The organism is Streptomyces sp. NPDC058231, from assembly GCF_042882275.1.
GTDB lineage: Bacteria > Actinomycetota > Actinomycetes > Streptomycetales > Streptomycetaceae > Streptomyces.
Genome location: NZ_JBHVWN010000088.1, coordinates 13727 through 31597, shown reverse-complemented (window position 1 = coordinate 31597; position 17871 = coordinate 13727). Strand labels below are relative to the sequence as shown.

Below are 17871 nucleotides of genomic sequence, written 5' to 3'. Positions count from 1 at the left end.
CAAGGGTCAGTGGGGTGCCAAGGGCCACGAGGGTGGCAAGGGTCAGTGGGGTGCCAAGGGCCACGAGGGTGGCAAGGGTCAGTGGGGTGCCAAGGACCACGAGGGTGGCAAGGGTCAGTGGGGTGCCAAGGACCACGAGGGCTAGGCAACGCACTGCAGTAAGCCCGCTCATCGGATGACGGCGCGCGGCGGAATCCTCATCGAATCCGCCGCGCGCCGCCGGCGGTAGTCCGCAGAAAACGTCAGACGCGAGTAGTTGATATGAGAAAGACAGGGTGGGGCGGTGTCGAGCGGAATTGACTCAGCGGACGTGAAGGAACTCCAGCACTCCGATTCCGGTCCGGCCACACAGGAATGTCCTGACGACGTGCGCACGCCGGTCAGGTGGTCGAGGGGTGCCCGTGCACTCAAAGCAGGGCTGCGCGTCGCCGTGATCCTGTGTGTAGCAACGACTCTCGTCCATGTCCTCCTGGTGTTCCTTCATGTAGCGCCCTCCAACACCGTCTCCAAGCGATACAGCCCGCTGGTTAACGCATGGGTATATCCCTTCTTCGAACAGAATTGGCGGCTTTTCGCTCCGGACCCCGAATCCGTCAACCGAAACATTCTGGCGAGAACCGCACACACCGACGTCGGTGGATCGGTCAAGGTGAGTGCCTGGTTCGACCTGACTGCCGTGGACAATTCCGCAGTCGAACACAATGCGTTCCCGAGCCACACGGCGCAGAACCTGTTGCGCCGCGCCTGGACTTCCTATGTCGATTCACACGGAGCAGATGACAAGGCGCGCACGGAACGCGCCTTGATGATGCAGAGGTACCTGAGCAACATCGCCGCGGACCGCGTCGCTGCCCACAACGGCGGCACCTTCGACTTCATTCAGCTCCGCGTCGTCACACTGCCCATCGCTGCCTCCGGCAACCGCCCGCCGACGCCCGTCGAGAACCGGCTTCTGCCCTGGTGGAAGGTGACCCCCCATGGGAAATGAGCAGATCCCCCAGATCGCCCCCGTGGTACCAACACCCCATCGGTCAAGGAGGCAACAGGCTGCGCCCCCGGGCGCTGTCCAGTGGCTCGTCGACCGGATCAGTGCCGTGAGGGAGCTTCTGACCGGCCGGCCGGTGTCCCTCTACGCCGCGTCGGTGTTGCGCATCGGCTACGGACTGCTCTACCTGGTCTTTCTGCTGCGCGAGTTCCGGCACCGTGACGAGATCTGGGGCCCAGGCTCCCCGTGGACACCCTCGTTGGCGCGGCAGCTCTTCGACCAGACGGGGTGGAACAGCATCCTGACCCTGTCCGACAGCCGCGCCTACTTCGAGCTCTGCTACGTGATGGCCCTCGTCACGTCCGCACTTTTCATGCTGGGCTGGCGGACCCGCGTCATGTCCATCCTCTTCGCCGTCGTGGTGATCTCGTTCCATGCCCGAGCGATCTTCATGACGGACGGGGGCGACAACCTGCTCCTGCTGATGGCCATCTATCTGGTCCTCACTGCGTGCGGACGGCGCTGGTCGCTGGACGCACGCAGGGACCGGCTGAAGACGGCTCGTGCGAGCAACGCGCCGCAGCAGGTCGGGAGCTACTCCGCACAGCAACTCCGTGATGCCCGGATCACCTTGACTACGGTGGTGCACAACTGCGGCATGTTCGTCATCGCGGCCCAAGTCTGTTTCCTCTACGGAACCGCCGGCCTGTACAAGGTCCAGGGCGCTTCCTGGGGCAGCGGCACCGCTCTCCACTACGTTCTGAACCTCGAACTCTTCCAACCCTGGCCCGCACTTTCCCACCTTGTGGACGAGCACACGATCCTGATCGCGATCGTCGGCTACATGACCGTGCTCTTGCAGGTGGCCTTTCCGTTCGTGCTCTTCGGCAGGCTCAAATACCCCGTTGTCGCCATGTTGCTGGGCATGCACCTCGGCATTGCGGTGCTCCTGGGGCTGCCTCTCTTCTCCGGCGCGATGATCATTGCGGACGCTGCGTTCCTTCCCGACCGCTTCTACACCTTCCTGCCTCACCTGAGCCGACGCGCGGCGCAGCGGACGGGCATGTGGCGCCCGGCGCCCGGGCGAGCGGCACGATGCGGATCCGTGCCTTCGCAAGGCAGGCCCGGCGTACTCAGCTCGACGCGTCGAGCTACTCCGGCGGCGGTGCAGAAGGACACCACGTCGGCTGCCGGGCTCGCCTCCGACCAGAGCTGAGAGACATGGTCGCTCCCGGTGCCGCAGGACAACGGGGGCAGGGCCCGCCTGCCGGGGGCAGGCGGGCCCTGCCAGTGCCGGTCGAGGGAACTACCGATGTCAAACAGCCGGACGGACTGTTGTTCGTGAGGGAGCGAGGCAAGCTGTTGCGGAAGTGGCGGAAGGCTCGGGCCCCAAGGCAGGGCTGCCGGAGAGCTTCCGCTCCTACGACCTTCGTCTCACCGGACACACGCCCTCGACGCAGGCGGGCTCCACGCTCAAGGACACCATGTTCCGCGCCGGGCAGTTCTCCGAGCCTGCCGCGCTGATCTATCAGCACTCGAACTTGGAGCGGCAGCGGGAAATGGCCGACGGGATCGACGCCCGCGTCCGCGCCGAGCGGGAGAAGGCTGCGATTGCGCCCGACGATCAGGCGTCGGGCACGCGACGCCTGATCCGGTCCAGACAACAAAGAAGCCCCGGGCCGATCGCCTGGGGCTTTTGCGTGGAGCGGGTGACGAGAATCGAACTCGCGCTCTGAGCTTGGGAATCACGGATCGTTTGAGAGTGATTGAGGTGCTGACCTGGGGAGACGGCCCCATCTTCAGTGAGCTGAGTCGTATCTGCGTGGCTCGCGGTGACCGCTGTTGACCGGTTGTTCTGGTGCCAATCTGGTGCGCTACCGCTCGTCCTGAGTGGTAGGAGGTCGGGCCTAGAACTGGCCTAGCCACCAGGGCGCCTCCGGGCTGTCAGCCGGGATGACCTTAGCCCTTGCCAAGATCTTCTCGTCGAGGGCACGTACGAGGGCGCGTAACTCCCGCGCACTCTTCTTGGGCAGTGCGTGAAGCACGGCTTCGAGCTGCCCGCGGAAGCCGGCGCCGTAGCACCCGCACTCAGGGAGGCCGCAATCAGGGCCCATGCGTGGGTCTACAAGTTGCCTGAGAGGGCCGTGGGCAAGGACCTTCCAGCGCCAGAATGCTTCTTCCACAGCTTCGGGCCAGAAGCGGGTCCGCTCCAGCCGACGTAAGTCGGCCGTGCAGGAACCTGAAAGGTGATCAATCACTGGGTACCGTCACCGTCTCAGGAGACGGGCCGGGAGGTCGCCCCGCAGGGCTGACGGGCGCCTACGCGGCATTGCCCCTTCGGTTGTCAGTCATGCGGGCAAGGTACAGAACCCGACGTCGGGTGGCTACCGCGTATTCGGGTGACTGAAGCGTTGAGCTTGGGAATCACCGGGCGAACTGAGGAGAAGCAGGCTTCAACCTGCGGAAAGCATCTCTCAGCCGATCGTCAGATGCTCTCTGCCGTGACCGCTAGTGACCGCGGCTCCCCGATTGTTCTGGCACATGTCTGGCACGGGCTCACTCCTCATCGCAGCGCTCCAGGACCAGGCTCGTCGACCCGTCTTCGAGGCCGTTGCTCTCCTCCAGATGCAGATGTGTCCCGTCTGGGGTGCCGTCCTGGGCGAGCGTGAGCAGGTGGCCGGACAGGGTGCGCAGTCCCGCCGTGTTGGCCTGGATGACGATCTCACCTCCGAGGTTGCGTACCTCGATGCGTGCATCGTCCTCCCACATGAAGACTCTCGTGACCCCATCGGTGACCGCACTGACGTGGGTGGTGGCTGGTGGGGCACTGCTCGGTTCGTTGGACACGTCTCCATCATGGACTGCTGCCGCGTCGCTACCTGGCCTGGCCGGGCGGGTCCGCCAGGCGCCCGCGCCTAACGAGGGCGTCGTTTCGGCGGGACCGGGCCTGGGATGACGTCAAGGTCCATGTGTTCCTTGAACAGGTGCACCAGGTTGGCTCCGTCGAGGAGTTCCAGCCGTCCGTGTTCGTTGGCGAACGCCTCGCTCGCCCGGCCGAACCATGAAGTCGTCACCAAGATGCCTTTGGCTGCCCGCTTGTGCTCGACGACCCCGGCGAGTGCAGAGACTGTCTCGAAGGGGACGACGTTCTTGGTGCGCTTGGCCTGGATGATGCACAGGCCCTTCATGATCGGGTCCGTGTTCATGGCCACCGCGTCCACGCCCTCGTCGCTTGAGGGCTGGGTGTTCACACTGTCGAGTCCGATGGCTTCGAACAACTGTCTGATGAGGTGCTCGAATTCGGTGGGTGTGAGCTCCATGAGCACTGGCCTGCTGTCGAGCCCCGCCACAACGTCCAGACTTTCCATGAGCCGGAATTTCGTCAGGTCGAAAGTGACGAGTGGCCGAACCGGTTCCAGCTCGTAGGGGTTCGGCGAGACCAGAGACCGTAGACGTTTCAGGCAGGCGCGGGGATCTACCTGCGTGAGCACCAGTTCTCCGAACTCTTCTCTGTCCGCCTGAAGTGTGATCAAGCAGGGGTGAACGTCCCGTCCGGTAGAACGGTCAATCGTGGAGACATGGCCGTTCAGAGCGACGGACTGGATCACTCCCTCGGTGTCCGTCGCGAAGATCTCGTGCACTGTCCGCAGCGCGGTCTGCGCGAGGACCGACGAGTAGAGCTCCTTGCGTTCCTTCTCCGGACGGGGGACGGGCGTGATCTCGTCGCGCGTCTTCACGTACCGATAGGCGCGGGCAGCTGGTACCGCGTCCTCCAGCGGAAAGTCGAGCTGGACCAGCAGGTCACCGGTATCGGCCTGGTACTTGACCTGGTGGACCTTGGGAAAGCCGTGCGGGTAGTCGGAAGCAGCCAGAACCTGATCGGTGAACCACTCGACTGCCTCGACGTCCCGATCCCTGTACGCGGCATGACGCTCGTCGAGGCTGTCGTTCCACGCCTTGACGAGTCCCGCTTCCTCCCTGATGCGTGTGTTGTGCTTGGAACGGGCCTTTTCCAACTTCGCGACCCGCCTCTGCTCTCCGCGCTCGTGCTCTCGTATCGCCCGGTCGAACCGCTTGCGTGCAGCCTCCACCTCGGCCTCGTAGCCTCGACGCCCGAAGCCGAGGGCACCGAGAAGCCCACGCGGCAGCTCCGGTTCGAACTCCTCCCACATAGGGATGCGCGCCGCTTTCGCGTACGCCTTGGGCGGGACGAATGGCGCTGGCGTGTACTCCTGCCGCAGCCGGTCGAAGGTGGGTCGGCTCTCGTCGAGCAGAGCGGTTCGCAGCACCTTGGACAGCTGATCGGCATCGTGCTCGACCACGCTGGTGAGGTCCACGGCTTCCTGTGCGCGGGCGGCCTCGTACGCGAGTTTCCCCTCGCGAGCCCTGCGCTTGGCCGCAGCCTCCGCAGCCTTCCTGGCCCGCTCCTGTTCCCTGGCCTGCCGCGCGACTTCCCGCGCGTAAGGATCGCTCCCGCCCGCCACTGCTTCCCCCCCAGCTCAGCCCGTGATCGCCGCTCTCGAACCCGTCGCAGTATCCCGCAAGTGCCTCGGCTCGTCAGCAGGCTGCCCTTGCCGGGCACGCACCACTCGCGGCCCCATACGCCCGATCGGACTGACGAGATGCACCTCCATATTCACCATCCGCGGCCGCCTCAATCAGCTCCTGTCGCCCGCCAGGACACGATGGTGCGCGCCGGGGCGAGCAGTCCTCTCCGAGAAGGACGCGATGAAGTACCAGCACTCCGAGACCCAGCGGCAGAAGGAAGTGGCCGGCGGCATCGACGCACATGTACGGCGGGCGAGGCGGAAGCAGTGCGAGGAGAGGGGATCGGGCACACAACGGGCACGGTGTAGTAATCCCGTCGCTTCCCTCCCCTTGCTGGTGTGCATCTGGTGCAGTCGCCACCGCGCGAGGCGGTTGGCCGAGGGGCGCCGGAGGTTGAGGCGACGCGCACTGAGTATGGGTGACCAACCCTCGGCATCCTGTGTGGTCAAGCCCTGGTCTGGCGAAGATCTGGATACCTGGCCCGTCGCACGGCGTGGCCTGAGATCATGAAGCGGCGCTTCGATGGCCCCTGACGGTAAGTCAAGGGACTTTGTGGGCAGTCGAACCGGAAACGGGACACGGAGGGACAAGTTGAGCGAACCGACTTCAGACTCTCTTGATAAGGACCAACTGGAGCAGCTACACGCCGCGACCCTCAAGGCGTCGGAAGCCTGCCTAGAGCTGAAGAAACTATGTGCCGTGGTTCTTGTTCCTGTCGGTACGCTTGTTGCCTCATTTGCAGATAAAAGACCAAGCGGCGTCGTTTTTCTCGCTGGATTATTGGTGATCCTCGCCTTCTGGCTCGCTGATAGTTTTAGTTATTTCTATCAGCGTAAACTGCGGGGAGCGATGATCCCAATATGGAACCGTCGTGCCGCACGCTGCCCAGACGCCTATCCGCACACCCCGACATCTGGAGCGGTTGGGCCCCTCCGTGCAGCCTTCAACGCCTCAATGGCGTATTATTTGATTCTAGGTGCGCTGTTTGGAGTGGCCGCAGGGGCTTACTCTCTAGGCTTGCTCGAGAGGTAAGGCCCTATATGCAATACTTCGTGAGCTATTCGAGGCGGGATAATAGTCAGGATGGATTGCGGCGCGTGAGAGAGTTGCTAATCGCGCGTGAAGCGACTTCTGTTTACGTGGATGATCTAGAGTTGCACGATCCCGCAGTCGATCGCGTTGAGTCCGTCGTGAAGGCGCTACATCAGGCCGACGTATTCTGTGCTCTCTATTCGAGTAGCTACCTTCGTTCGGAGTGGACGCGGTGGGAGTTTGATGTTGCTGTGGCGAGCCGAACTCAAATGATCGCACTTCTGCCCGACGGGACTTTTGCACGTCCAGGTTCATCTGAATGGCCTTGGTTGACTGTGGATGAAGCGCAGGATCATCGGCGAAAGTTGCTGCTGGCCCAGGGCCCTCCAACCGCACGCGTGCCAGATGTGTGGCGGGCTCCTGAGGTAGTTGGCCGTTCTTAGTCGTCTGCCGAAGTTTTCTCAGCGAGTCAGACCGACCGCCTTGCCTATCTCGCGACCGTCGATGTCGGCACGGATCGTTACGAAGGGTTGTCGGATCGTGGCTGGCGAGAGGATCATGTTCTTGGCGAGACGACTGTGCACCAAGGGGGGTACATGGTTCCAGAGTGGGGTGAGGGCGGCTTCCTGCCACCAGGCAGGTACAGGGTTGACCCTGAGGACGCTGAGCGACTTCTCGTCTTAGACGACAGGTTTCAAGGGTCACAAACTAGGGAGCAGCTTTGGGTGGGTCTTGAGACGTATCTGAGCCGATTCTTCGATCTTGAAGAGCAGCACCGGGACAGCATCGGCGATCAGGGACTCATCCACGCGATCTGGCTCGGCGGCAGCTACGTCAGCACCAAGCTCAATCCGCAGAACGTCGATCTGACCGTTCTGGTCGACGAGCGAGCAGCGGACTCCATGAAGGGGCTAGCCGGCACCAGGTGGTTGAGTTCGGCGTTCAATCGGAAGTCCCGGCTTGCGGAGCTTGGCGTGTCGCCGCTGAGGGTTGGGTATAGGCCTGTTGTTTCAGTCTTTCGTGCCGAGCTGCTAGAGCCAGACGATCAGGCGTACCTTCGAGAGCGAGGAGCGTGGGACGACTGGTGGCAGCGCTGCCGGCCTGATGGGGTAGACAAGACTGAGCCCACCACTGACACCGCCGCACCGCGGCGTGGCTATCTGGAGGTGACGCTATGAGCACGAGCTGGCGGCAACGTGCCCTTGAGCGTAACCGGCAAGCCAACCGTCAGTTCTTTGCGGAGCTCGAAGACGATCATCAGGACCGCGACAGCTACGAGGAAGAGCTTCGGCGCTTCTGGTTGGAGGCTGCGCGGCACTATGACTCCGGTGCCAGTCTCGACGAGGAACTCACCGTGCGACTCAAGGGTGAGGCTGCAGACAGAGGGGCCCTCGACTTCAGGATTGGTGATGCCCTGCTTAAGCCCTTGCGTGATGGAGTCAGCGCAGCTGCCAGAAAAGATGTAGAGCTTGAACTGACGGGCCTTTCTCAGGGCAGCACAGTCCTCCACGTTCGCCCGAAGGTTCCAGACTTTTCTGACGATGATGGCCAAGAGGGCCTAGGAAGTGTCGATTCATCCATCGCGGATCCTGCAATGAGGGATCTCCTTAAGTTGGTTGACGCCGTCGAGAATGAGCGTGACGTGCGCCGGTGGGAGCGCATAGTGCCTGGATTGGATGGCGTTGTAGAAGCGCTCGATAAATTCGACCTTTCTATGGAAATGCGCTGGCGTAGTCTGGATGGTGCGGTTCGATCTTCCTGCTTGTCCGGGAGGGGCAAAAGCTACGTCCGCAGCCTTCGGAATCTTGATTTGCATAAGTCACGTACGGCTATCACGGGTCGTATCACGGAGCTCCGGGAATCTGGTGTAGTTAAAGTAAAGTCCGGGGTGAGTCGTCGATCTGCGGCTTATGAAGTGCGCTTTGATCCGGAAAACCTCATTGATATGCACCTTGAGTTGGGCATGATGGTCTCTTTCGTGGTTCAGGTAATTAAGAAAAAAGATAAACTGGGGCGTGAAAGATCGACTGAATATCGATTCATGCAGATGGGTGACGGGCAGGCCAGCATCCTTGACGAATAGGTCGGCGGAGCGGGTTTGGCCGGTGTCCTGCCCGGTTTGGGGTCGAGCATGATCAGGGGGCCGTACGCTGGCCGGCAACTCGGGCAGGCTGTGATCCTGCCCGGAATTTGAACGAGTGGCCCCCTGGTCTTGCTTGACGCGGGACCCGAACTGGGGAGGTGGCTAAAGCCGTGGAGCCGACCGCCCCAGCCACAGCGGGTTTCTCCCCGCCACGGTGCTCGCTCTAGCCGCGCGACCGGCGTAGCCGGGGCCAGAGCGAGCCGAAGGCAGGAGCGTCAGGCCCCGGCGGTGAGCCGGGGAGCGCGCGGCGAGCGGAGCGAGGCGCCTTGATGAAGTAGAGAAACTCTTACCGCGCCGACTGTTCGCGTTGGGCTCGGAACTGGTCGAGCAGGGCGAAGAAGAGGTCGATGGCTGGTGTTCCGGTGGCTTCTGCCTCGCGTTCGATCTCCACGGCCCAACGTAGTGAGCTGGCACGGCCGTTTCGCTCACACAGCCATGTGTCGAAGGGGGCCTGACCGCCCGGGGTCCAGAAAGGGAAGTCCTCCTCGATGCCGTGGACTTCCATGGCCACGCGGTATCCGTGCAGGAGGGAGCTGAGGTGCAGGAGGGAGCTCCGACGGACCCACATCCCGGGTCGAAGCCGCACTTGGTCCAGGAAGTCGTAGACGTCCCGCAGCTCGGCTATATGGCGAGGCTTTGATCCGCCCTGCTCCTTCATGCGGACGCACTCAGGTGCTTGCCGTCGTGGCTCCTGACATGGGGGCCGGCCCCGTCCAGGGCATCGAGCAGGCGGATTGCGTAGACCTCGGACATGCGCTCGGTGATCTGCTCCGGGGTGAGCCAGTCGACGGCGGTTGATTCGGCTGACGTGCGCTCGGTGCCCCCGGAGGGCTTGCACCGGAAGACCATGGCGACGATGCCTCTGGCCGTGTTCTTGTAGACGCCCGTGAGCTGGTCGACCTCGACATGAATGCCGGTCTCTTCCCAGACCTCACGGCTGACCCCCTGCTCCGGGGACTCGTCCAACTCCAGTACTCCGCCCGGGAGCTCCCATGTGCCGTTGTCCGCGCGGCGGATCGCCAGGAGTCGGCCGTCCTCGCGCACGACCGCCCCCGCCACGGACACACTGTGCTTCGGCGTTGACGGGGCTTCCTGGGCGCTGTTACTCATGTACAGGAGCATAGGAGAGTGGGTAGGTCTATGGGAACCGCGGTAGGAGGTGGCAGGGCCGTACCTCGGTACGTTCAGATCGCCGACGAGATCGTTCAGCAGATCCGGTCGGGCGTCCTGAAGCCTGGCGACATGGTGCCGAGTGAGTCCGAGTTGGTCGACCGCTACGGCGTATCCGGCGGCACGATCCGCAAGGCCATGGTGGAGGTCCGTGCGAGCGGCCTGGTGGAGACCCGGCACGGCAAAGGGTCTTTGGTGAAGGCCCGGCCCCCGGTGCGGCATCGTTCGTCGGACCGGTTCCGGCGCTCGCATCGCAAGGGTGGCAAGGCCGCGTATCTCGCAGAGTCGGAGCAGGCCGGAGCGACCGCCAAGGTCAGCGTGCTGTTCATCGGCCCGGCCGACGCACCCGACGACATCGCGGAACGCCTCGGTGTGGATCCCGGAGCCAAGGTGCTGGCCCGCCGCCGCCTCTACTTCCGCAACGGCACTCCGGTCGAGACCGCTACGTCGTACCTGCCGTGGGACGTCGTGAAGGACATCCCGGAGCTGTTCTCCGAGAACCCCGGCCCTGGTGGGATCTACGCCCGACTTGAAGACGACGGCCATGTCTTCGCGGAGTTCGTCGAGACCCTCCAGGCGCGGCCGGCCTCGAAGGCGGAGTCCTCCGAACTCGCGCTGAGCCCTGGCGCCCCGGTCGTTCACCTCATCCGTGACGCCGTGACCGAAGAGGGTCGTGTGGTCGAGGTCTGCGACACCCTCATGGCCGCTGACCAGTTCGTCTTCAGCTACAGGATCCCCGCCACCGACTGACGCGCACTCAACTCCCCTCAACCCGCTGCGATTTCTTCTTCGCGGCGGGTTGACTCATGTATAGGAGTGTTGCACTCTTCTTCATGTCACTCATATACATGAGTGACGGAGTTCGGCACCTACAGAGGAGTGATCTGCTGTGCGTCAGATTCCCGTCGACACCACCAACGCGACCGTGATGGTCGCCAAGACCCCCCAGCCGAAGGTCAAGGACCGCCGTACCGGTGAGATCGCGCTCGACAAGGACGGCGTGACCCTGATGACGGTGGAGGTCATGTTCTCCACGCCGGACGAGGTGGAGATCCTCAAGCTCACCGTTCCCCAGCCGGGCGTCTCCGAGGACCTGGCCATGGGCACCCCGGTCGCGCTGACGGGCCTTGTCGCCTCGGCGTGGGAGAACGAGTTCAACGGGCAGAAGCGGCACGGCATCGCGTTCCGCGCGGTCGCTGTCACCTCGCTCGCCGCCGCTGCGTCGAGCTCGAAGGCGGCCTGACCATGACCCGCTTCACGGTCGCCCTGGTGCTGGTTGTCGCCACCGCAGTGATCCTGCGGTGGCGGCGCCCCGCCTGGTACTGGCTGGCCTTCGGCGCGGCCTTAGCCGCTCTGCGGGTGTCGGTCCGCTACGTCTCCGTGATGGACGCGTGCGGACTGACTGTCCCGCCCTCCCGCTGGCGCCTGGCCCTCGCCCGGATCGCCAACCGGCCCGCGCCGGAGTCCCGCGCCCCGCGCATCCTGCGCGTCCATCCCACGCGCACCGGCCTCGTGCTTCGCCTCAAGCTCCGCCCCGGACAGGACGCCTTCGACGTCTCCGCCGCCACAGACCGGCTGCGTCACTCCTTTGGTATGTACGGCGTGACCTCCCGCGAACTGCGCTCCGGTGTAGTCGAAGTGCGGATGACCGGCTACGACGTGCTCAAGCGGGTGCAAATGCCTGCCAAGACCGACCCTGCACCGATGCGAGTGCCGGTCGCCCTGCGGGAGGACGGGGCAGTCCACTACCGCGACTACCGCAGCGTTCCGCATGGGCTCACCCTCGGTGCCACCGAGTCAGGGAAGTCCGTCTATCAGCGCAACCTGGTGGCCGGCCTCGCGCCCATGAACGTCGCGCTGGTCGGAATCGACTGCAAGCAGGGCGTCGAGCTCTTCCCGCTGGGCCGCCGGTTCTCCGCACTCGCCGACAACCCCGACACCGCCTTGGAGCTCCTCGACGCTCTCGTCACACACATGGAAGACGTCTACCAACTGATCAGGGCTGAGCAACGGATCACGGTGAACGTGCCGGACGCGGAGATCGCCGCAGACATCTGGGACCTGCCCGACCACCTGCGACCGGTCCCAGTCGTGGTCCTAGTGGACGAGGTCGCCGAACTCGCCCTCTTCGCTTCCAAGCACGAGGAGAAGCGCCGCGACCGGATCATCACCGCTCTGGTCCGCCTCGCCCAACTCGGCCGTGCTGCTGGGATCTACCTGGAGATCTGCGGACAGCGCTTCGGCTCCGAACTCGGCAAGGGCATCACCATGCTCCGCGCCCAGCTCACCGGCCGCACCGCGCACCGCGTCAACGACGAGTCCTCCGCCAACATGGCCTTCGGCGACATCGCCCCGGACGCCGTCCTGGCCGCCATCCAGATCCCCACCGAGACGCCCGGCATCGCCGTCACTGGCGATTCGTCCGGCGGCTGGGCCCGCATCCGCGCCCCGCACACCTCACTGCGCCAGGCCGTGAACATCTGCAACCGGCACGCCGAACGCACCCCGGACCTGCCCGTCCTCGCAGCCTTCCGACCAGTCGTCGGCTCCCCGGCCCCGGCCCCCGAGCCGCTCGCCAAGGCTGCCCCCGCCACGGCCTGATCCCTCCCGCTCCCCGGTCGGCGCGACCGCATCGCGCCAGGTCCCTACCCGCCTCATGTCTGAAGGAAGGGAGACCGAGTCCCATGTGTGAGCACATCGAGGACTTCCACCGCACCGTGCTGATGCTCGGCGCCCTGGCCCTGTACGCCGAAATGCCGGGCGCCGACGACGCGTTCATCGACACCATCGGCCCGTCCCTGGCCGTATCGCTTCCGGAGCCTCCACCGGACATGTTCCCGCCCGGCTACGACCCCATCGGCGGCACCGACTCTCACGGGGGCCGGTGATGGCACGGCCCGCGTTCCGGGTGGACGCCGTCCTGGTCCAGGCCGTCATCGCCGGTGCCCTGTCCTTCGCCCACCTGCACGACCTTGCCGACGCCGCTGGGCAGGACGGCTGGAAGGCGTGGGCCTACCCCATCTCGGTGGACCTGCTCCTGGTCGCCGCCTGGCGACGCCTGCGCAGTGAGGGCCCATCCCAGCTGGCCTGGTGCTGGTTCCTGATCGCTCTGTTCGCCTCGCTCGGCGCCAACGTCGCCACCGCCGGATTCCTCGACCTCGCCCACCCGCCGGCCTGGCTGCGGTTCGGCATCGCGGGCTGGCCCGCCCTCGCCTTCCTCGGCGGCACCCTCCTCGCCCACTCGCACTCCGTCCAGACGCCGGAGCCAGTTGCGCCGGCACCCGCTGCGCCGGAGCCCACTCCAGAAGTCGAGCAGGAATCCGCCCCCGATCCGCGACCCGAGCCCTCGCCCATCGCCGCGGCTGCCGAGGAGACCCCGGCACTCGCCCCCGCCGTCCCGGCCGGTCCGCCGGTCCCGGCCGCGCTGGTCGACCACGCCCGCAAGCTCGCCGCCGACCACCAGGCCCGCACCGGCGCCCGGATTGACACCGAAACCCTGCGCGCCCGACTCGGTGTCCCACCGCAGCTCGCCGAGACCATCGCGGCCCAACTCGCCTGAAGAGAAAGGAGAACCGCCGCCATGCCCGCTCGTGACCACTTCCACTCCGTGATGCGGATCGGCCCGGTGCAGATCGGCACGCACCGCGACCGCCACGGCCACACCAAACACGCCGCCGTCTGCAGCGCTGACCGCTGCGGCTGGTCCGCCGACTACTCCAGCCAGAGCGCCGCCCAGCTCGCCGCCCGCACTCACCGCTGCACCGCCCGATAGGAGAACGGCCCCATGGATGTCCCGCTCTGGTTCGCCCTGATCATCGTCGGCTGGCTCGGCGTCAAGCTCATCCGCCCGCCCCTCTGGCTCGTCGCGGTCCTCCTGCTCGGCGGCTACCTCCTCGCCGACAGCCTGCTCGCCCCCGCCATCGACACCGCCATCAAGTAACCACCCTCGAAAGGAGATCCACCATGCTCAAGCCCAAGGTCCCCACCATGCCCCAGCCCACCGGCCGCATAACCCCGCCGACCATCGTCGAGCCGACCGCCATGGTCCAGCAGGAGCACGCCCCGCAGAGCTCCATGCCTCTGGTCGCGCCGACCGCTGCGGCCAGGCCCACCGTGCAGCTCACACCCGGCGCCGTTATCGCCCTCGTGGGTGGTGGGGTGGCCGTCGTCCTGGTCGTCGGCGCGGTCCTGGTCTCGATGCTCCTCGCGGTCGCCATCACCGGCGCATCCGTCGCCATCTGCGCCCTGGTCATCCGCTCGCTCATCGCCTCCGCAGACCAGCACCGCTGACCGGCCTCCGGGCGGTGCCACAAGCCGCCAAGCATCGCCGCCGCCCGGACGGCCCACGCAACCCTTCCAACCGCATCGAAGGAGAACCGTGGACACCCAAGCGCTCGCCCTGGCCTTACCGCTCATCGGCTGGGCCTCGCACACCGCCCTGCTCACCCACCGGCTCGCCACCGCCCGCCGGGACCCGCTCACCGGCCTTCGCACCCGCGCCGGATGGACCGCCCTCGCCGAGCGCATCATCCGCCGGCACCCGGACGCCGTCGTCCTCCTGCTCGACCTCGACGACTTCAAGAACCTCAACGACTCCCACGGCCACGCCGCAGGGGACGTCGCCCTGGCCGTCACCGCCGAACGCCTCGCCACTTGGTGCGGCCGTCACGGCATCGCCGGTCGCCTCGGGGGAGACGAGTTCGTCGCCATCGCCCGCCAGGCCCTCGACCTCGAAAGCCTCCACCGCTCCCTGCGCCAGCCCGTGGCCTACGCCGGACGTCGACTCCCGGTCTCCGTATCCGTCGGCTCCTGCCACGTAAAAGACCTGCCGGTCCGCAGCCTCTCCGACGCGCTCGCCACCGCCGACTCCGCGATGTACGCGGACAAAGGAAAGGCCGGTCGACGCGGCACCCGTCCGCTCTCCCGCTGATCAAGCTCTGACCGGCCTCCGGACGGCGCACAAGCCGCCAAGCATCGCCGCCGCCCGGACGGTCCGGCCCCCTCCAACCGCAATCGAAAGGACCACCATCATGACCCAGCACAGCCCTGCCCCGACACGCATCTGCCCGGACTGCGACGGCTTCCCCGCCGTCGCCATCGACACCGGAACGCTCCTCGAGGACGGCACCCGCGCCACCCTCCAGGTCACCTGCCGCCGCTGCCGGGGCACCGGCTCGACCCGCACCGCGGCCCCGGTCGCCCAGCGGGAGCACGCGTGACGGACTCGATCCTCGCGAGCCTGGACCCGGCCACCCTCGGCGATCTCCTGCGGGTGGCCGGATCCACCGGCTTCGACCGCTGGCAAGACCAGATCCGCCGCACCGGTGGCTGCTCCAACCCCATCCACCTCTCCGGCTGGACCCTCACCAAGGACAAGACCACCGGCGAGACCCTGCACCGCTACTCCACCGACACCGAACCCGACGGACGGCTCCGCGTCGCCTGCGGCAACCGCCGAGCCTCCCGCTGCCCGGCCTGCGCCTGGACCTACTCCGCCGACACCTACCACCTGATCCGCGCCGGACTCGCGGGAGACCAGGACAAGGACGTCCCCGCCACCGTCCGCGACCATCCCCGCGTCTTCGCCACCCTCACCGCCCCATCCTTCGCCCCGGTCCATAACCGTCCCGGCTCCGGCCGCTGCCGCTGCGGTGTCCAGCACGGACCCGAGGACGATGCCCTCGGCACACCGCTCGACCCCGACTCGTACGACTACGCGGGCGCGGTCCTCTTCAACAACCACGCAGGGGACCTGTGGCAGCGCTTCACCAACCGCCTCCGCCGCGAGATCGCCGCCCGCGCCGGCCTCACCCAACGCGAACTCAAAGAAACCGCACGGGTCTCGTACGGCAAGGTCGCCGAGTTCCAGAAGCGTGGCGCCGTCCACTTCCACGCCGTCATACGCCTCGACGGCCCGGACGGACCCGACAGCCCTCCACCCTCCTGGGCATCGGTGCAGCTGCTCACCGACTCCGTCCGCGCCGCCGTCGCGCACTCGTACACGACCATCACCGTCCCGGCCGCCGCCGACCAACCCGCTCGTCCGCTCCGTTGGGGCACCCAGCTCGACATCCGCCCCATCCGCGCATTCGACGCCGGTACCGACATCACCGAACAGGCCGTCGCCTCCTACGTCGCCAAGTACGCGACCAAAGCCGCCGAGACGACAGGCACCGTCGACCGTCGCGTCGGCAACCGTGAGGTCCTGGTCCTCCTGGACGTACCCGACCATCCGCGTCGCCTGATCGAGGCCTGCTTCGACCTCGATGCGCTCTACCCGGACCGACGGCTGCGGGCCTGGGCTCACATGCTCGGCTTCCGTGGCCACTTCTCCTCCAAGTCCCGCCGCTACTCCACCACCCTCGGCGCACTCCGCCAGATCCGCGCTGACTACCGCGCCGCCCAGCAACGCGAAGAACTCGGCCTGCCCGACCCCGACCAGGACCCGACCGTCCTCGTCCTCACCGACTGGCAGTACGCCGGACAGGGCCACAGCCCCGGCGAATCCGTCCTCGCCGCCTCGATCGCCAGAGACCTGCAACTCAACCGAGAAACCGCACGCGAAGCCCTCGCGCTGGAAGGAGACCGGTCGTGACTGACCCCCTGCTCACGGTCGACCAAGCCGCCGAACGCCTCGGCACCACCGCACGCTTCCCCCGACGCCTGATCTCCGAACGCCGGATTGCTTTCGTCAAGATCGGCAGCCACGTGCGGATCAAGGAAAGCGTGCTCGCGGCGTACATCGAGGGGAACACCGTCCAGCCCATACGCCGCCGGTCCCGCTACGGAAGGGCTGCCTAATGGGGAACGCTAAGGGAAGCCGTCGGCGCTTCGGCGCAGTACGCCAGTACCGGTCCGGCCGCTGGACCGCGAGCTACCTGGGCCCGGACGGGCAGGAGTTCCGTGCACCCGAGACCTTCGACACAAAGAAGGACGCTGAAGTCTGGCTCTCCCAGATCGAAGCGGATCTCACGCGCGGGAACTGGCAGGACCCGGACGCCGGGGCAGTGAACTTCAAGGAGTACGCCCTCCAGTGGGTGGACGAGCGTGGTCTCTCCGCCACCACTGATGAGCTGTACCGGCGGCTCCTGCGGCTCCATCTCCTGCCTACCTTCGAGGGCCTGGACCTCGACGAGATCACCGCACCCCGTGTCCGTACTTGGCGGACCGAGCGGCTGTCGTCCACCGGGGCCACGACCGTGGCCAAGTCGTACCGGCTGCTCAAGGCCATCATGGAGACCGCGGTCGATGACGAGTTGATCCGCCGCAATCCCTGCCGGATCAGGGGCGCCGGAAAGGAGTCGTCTGCCGAACGCCAGATCGCCACCGTCGCCCAGGTCGACGCGCTCGCCGATGCCCTTGGGCCTCGCTGGCGCCTGATGGTCTTCCTCGGTGCTTACGGCCCGATGAGGCCCGAGGAACAGGCCGAGCTGCGCCGCAGGGACGTCGACCTGGACGAGATGACCATCCGGGTGCGCATGGCAGCCCCCGAGTTGACCACCGGCCGTCGTGCGCCTGGCGACACCAAGTCGGAAGCGGGCAAGCGGGTCGTGGTCCTGCCGGCCTTTCTCCGGACCGACCTCCGACGTCACCTCGACTGGTATGCGGAGAGGGGGCCGGACGGACTTCTGTTCGTGGGGGAGAAGGGCAAGCCGTTCCGGCGTTCCACCTTCGGGCGGAAGTGGTGCCGCGCCCGCGGGCTAGTCGGGATGCCGGACGGCTTCCGCTTCTACGACCTCCGTCACACCGGACACACCTTGGCCACCCGGTCCGGGGCCACGCTCAAGGACACGATGGTCCGCGCTGGGCAGTCGTCGGAGAAGGCCGCGCTGATCTATCAACATTCGGATCTTGAGCGACAGCAGGAGGTCGCGAGCGGGCTGGATGAGCTCGTGCGGTCCGCACGAGAGAAGGCCGTGGAGAAGCCTTCTGGTGCGGATCTGGTGCGGGACGCTTGAACTGGTCCAGACAACAAATAAGCCCCGGGCCGATG

The 17871-nt window shown here is 66.0% G+C and carries 24 protein-coding genes; 20 read left to right on the top strand and 4 right to left on the bottom strand.

What is annotated here, in order from left to right:
- Positions 1-310 precede the first annotated feature (310 nt).
- From ACFVXE_RS34835 to ACFVXE_RS34825, 3 genes are all read left to right on the top strand, one after another.
- Complete coding sequence (locus ACFVXE_RS34835) at positions 311-988, top strand: DUF5819 family protein (protein ID WP_389677292.1); 678 nt, start codon at positions 311-313, stop codon at positions 986-988.
- Positions 978-2201, top strand: a complete 1224-nt coding sequence (locus ACFVXE_RS34830) for an HTTM domain-containing protein (protein ID WP_389677291.1) — start codon at positions 978-980, stop codon at positions 2199-2201. Before ACFVXE_RS34835 ends, ACFVXE_RS34830 begins: the two co-directional genes overlap by 11 nt.
- 154 nt (positions 2202-2355) lie before the next feature.
- The gene (locus ACFVXE_RS34825; protein ID WP_389677289.1) at positions 2356-2721 is read left to right on the top strand and encodes a hypothetical protein; all 366 of its coding nucleotides are present in this window, start codon (positions 2356-2358) and stop codon (positions 2719-2721) included.
- Positions 2722-3541: 820 nt separating this feature from the next.
- On the opposite strand, the gene ACFVXE_RS34820 is transcribed toward ACFVXE_RS34825, so the two are convergent.
- Complete coding sequence (locus ACFVXE_RS34820) at positions 3542-3832, bottom strand: hypothetical protein (protein WP_389677287.1); 291 nt, start codon at positions 3830-3832, stop codon at positions 3542-3544.
- Positions 3833-3900: 68 nt separating this feature from the next.
- Positions 3901-5469 carry a restriction endonuclease gene (locus tag ACFVXE_RS34815; protein ID WP_389677286.1) on the bottom strand — a complete coding sequence of 523 codons (1569 nt, stop codon included), beginning with the start codon at positions 5467-5469 and terminating at the stop codon, positions 3901-3903.
- Positions 5470-6124: 655 nt separating this feature from the next.
- Between ACFVXE_RS34815 and ACFVXE_RS34810 the strand changes: the two genes are divergently transcribed.
- From ACFVXE_RS34810 to ACFVXE_RS34795, 4 genes are all read left to right on the top strand, one after another.
- Complete coding sequence (locus ACFVXE_RS34810; RefSeq protein WP_389677285.1) at positions 6125-6565, top strand: hypothetical protein; 441 nt, start codon at positions 6125-6127, stop codon at positions 6563-6565.
- 8 nt (positions 6566-6573) lie between these two features.
- Positions 6574-7008, top strand: coding sequence for a toll/interleukin-1 receptor domain-containing protein (locus ACFVXE_RS34805; protein WP_389677284.1), 435 nt, complete (start codon positions 6574-6576; stop codon positions 7006-7008).
- 153 nt (positions 7009-7161) lie between these two features.
- Entirely contained in the window at positions 7162-7743 is a 582-nt protein-coding gene (locus ACFVXE_RS34800; protein ID WP_389677282.1) for a DUF6932 family protein, read from the top strand.
- Complete coding sequence (locus ACFVXE_RS34795; protein WP_389677281.1) at positions 7740-8648, top strand: hypothetical protein; 909 nt, start codon at positions 7740-7742, stop codon at positions 8646-8648. Before ACFVXE_RS34800 ends, ACFVXE_RS34795 begins: the two co-directional genes overlap by 4 nt.
- A 346-nt stretch (positions 8649-8994) precedes the next feature.
- On the opposite strand, the gene ACFVXE_RS34790 is transcribed toward ACFVXE_RS34795, so the two are convergent.
- Positions 8995-9219 carry a hypothetical protein gene (locus ACFVXE_RS34790; RefSeq protein WP_389677279.1) on the bottom strand — a complete coding sequence of 75 codons (225 nt, stop codon included), beginning with the start codon at positions 9217-9219 and terminating at the stop codon, positions 8995-8997.
- Between the two features lie 143 nt (positions 9220-9362).
- Complete coding sequence (locus ACFVXE_RS34785) at positions 9363-9830, bottom strand: NUDIX hydrolase (protein WP_389677277.1); 468 nt, start codon at positions 9828-9830, stop codon at positions 9363-9365.
- A gap of 18 nt (positions 9831-9848) precedes the next feature.
- On the opposite strand from ACFVXE_RS34785, the gene ACFVXE_RS34780 reads away from it, so the two are divergent.
- The 13 genes from ACFVXE_RS34780 (at position 9849) to ACFVXE_RS34720 (ending at position 17836) form a co-directional block, all read left to right on the top strand.
- Positions 9849-10628 (top strand): GntR family transcriptional regulator, encoded by a 780-nt coding sequence (locus ACFVXE_RS34780; RefSeq protein ID WP_326630600.1) that lies wholly within the window; start codon positions 9849-9851, stop codon positions 10626-10628.
- A gap of 139 nt (positions 10629-10767) precedes the next feature.
- Positions 10768-11121 carry a hypothetical protein gene (locus tag ACFVXE_RS34775; protein WP_389677275.1) on the top strand — a complete coding sequence of 118 codons (354 nt, stop codon included), beginning with the start codon at positions 10768-10770 and terminating at the stop codon, positions 11119-11121.
- 2 nt (positions 11122-11123) lie between these two features.
- Positions 11124-12479, top strand: coding sequence for an FtsK/SpoIIIE domain-containing protein (locus ACFVXE_RS34770; protein ID WP_389677274.1), 1356 nt, complete (start codon positions 11124-11126; stop codon positions 12477-12479).
- Positions 12480-12562: 83 nt separating this feature from the next.
- Positions 12563-12766 carry a hypothetical protein gene (locus tag ACFVXE_RS34765; RefSeq protein ID WP_389677273.1) on the top strand — a complete coding sequence of 68 codons (204 nt, stop codon included), beginning with the start codon at positions 12563-12565 and terminating at the stop codon, positions 12764-12766.
- Complete coding sequence (locus ACFVXE_RS34760; RefSeq protein ID WP_389677272.1) at positions 12766-13437, top strand: DUF2637 domain-containing protein; 672 nt, start codon at positions 12766-12768, stop codon at positions 13435-13437. The genes ACFVXE_RS34765 and ACFVXE_RS34760 overlap by 1 nt, the downstream gene beginning before the upstream one ends.
- 21 nt (positions 13438-13458) lie before the next feature.
- On the top strand, positions 13459-13650 hold the full coding sequence (locus tag ACFVXE_RS34755; protein ID WP_030876212.1) for a mobile element transfer protein: 192 nt from the start codon (positions 13459-13461) through the stop codon (positions 13648-13650).
- Positions 13651-13662: 12 nt separating this feature from the next.
- On the top strand, positions 13663-13818 hold the full coding sequence (locus ACFVXE_RS34750; RefSeq protein WP_326630590.1) for a hypothetical protein: 156 nt from the start codon (positions 13663-13665) through the stop codon (positions 13816-13818).
- A 23-nt stretch (positions 13819-13841) separates the two neighbouring features.
- Positions 13842-14168: a SpdD-like protein gene (locus ACFVXE_RS34745; RefSeq protein WP_389677271.1), complete on the top strand. Its 327-nt coding sequence runs from the start codon at positions 13842-13844 to the stop codon at positions 14166-14168.
- 88 nt (positions 14169-14256) lie between these two features.
- Positions 14257-14808 carry a GGDEF domain-containing protein gene (locus tag ACFVXE_RS34740; RefSeq protein WP_389677270.1) on the top strand — a complete coding sequence of 184 codons (552 nt, stop codon included), beginning with the start codon at positions 14257-14259 and terminating at the stop codon, positions 14806-14808.
- 100 nt (positions 14809-14908) lie between these two features.
- Positions 14909-15097: a hypothetical protein gene (locus ACFVXE_RS34735; protein ID WP_389677269.1), complete on the top strand. Its 189-nt coding sequence runs from the start codon at positions 14909-14911 to the stop codon at positions 15095-15097.
- On the top strand, positions 15094-16473 hold the full coding sequence (gene repSA / locus ACFVXE_RS34730) for a replication initiator protein RepSA (protein ID WP_389677268.1): 1380 nt from the start codon (positions 15094-15096) through the stop codon (positions 16471-16473). Before ACFVXE_RS34735 ends, repSA begins: the two co-directional genes overlap by 4 nt.
- Positions 16470-16679, top strand: coding sequence for an excisionase family DNA-binding protein (locus ACFVXE_RS34725; protein ID WP_389677267.1), 210 nt, complete (start codon positions 16470-16472; stop codon positions 16677-16679). The genes repSA and ACFVXE_RS34725 overlap by 4 nt, the downstream gene beginning before the upstream one ends.
- Positions 16679-17836 carry a tyrosine-type recombinase/integrase gene (locus ACFVXE_RS34720; protein WP_389677265.1) on the top strand — a complete coding sequence of 386 codons (1158 nt, stop codon included), beginning with the start codon at positions 16679-16681 and terminating at the stop codon, positions 17834-17836. The genes ACFVXE_RS34725 and ACFVXE_RS34720 overlap by 1 nt, the downstream gene beginning before the upstream one ends.
- Positions 17837-17871 lie beyond the last annotated feature (35 nt).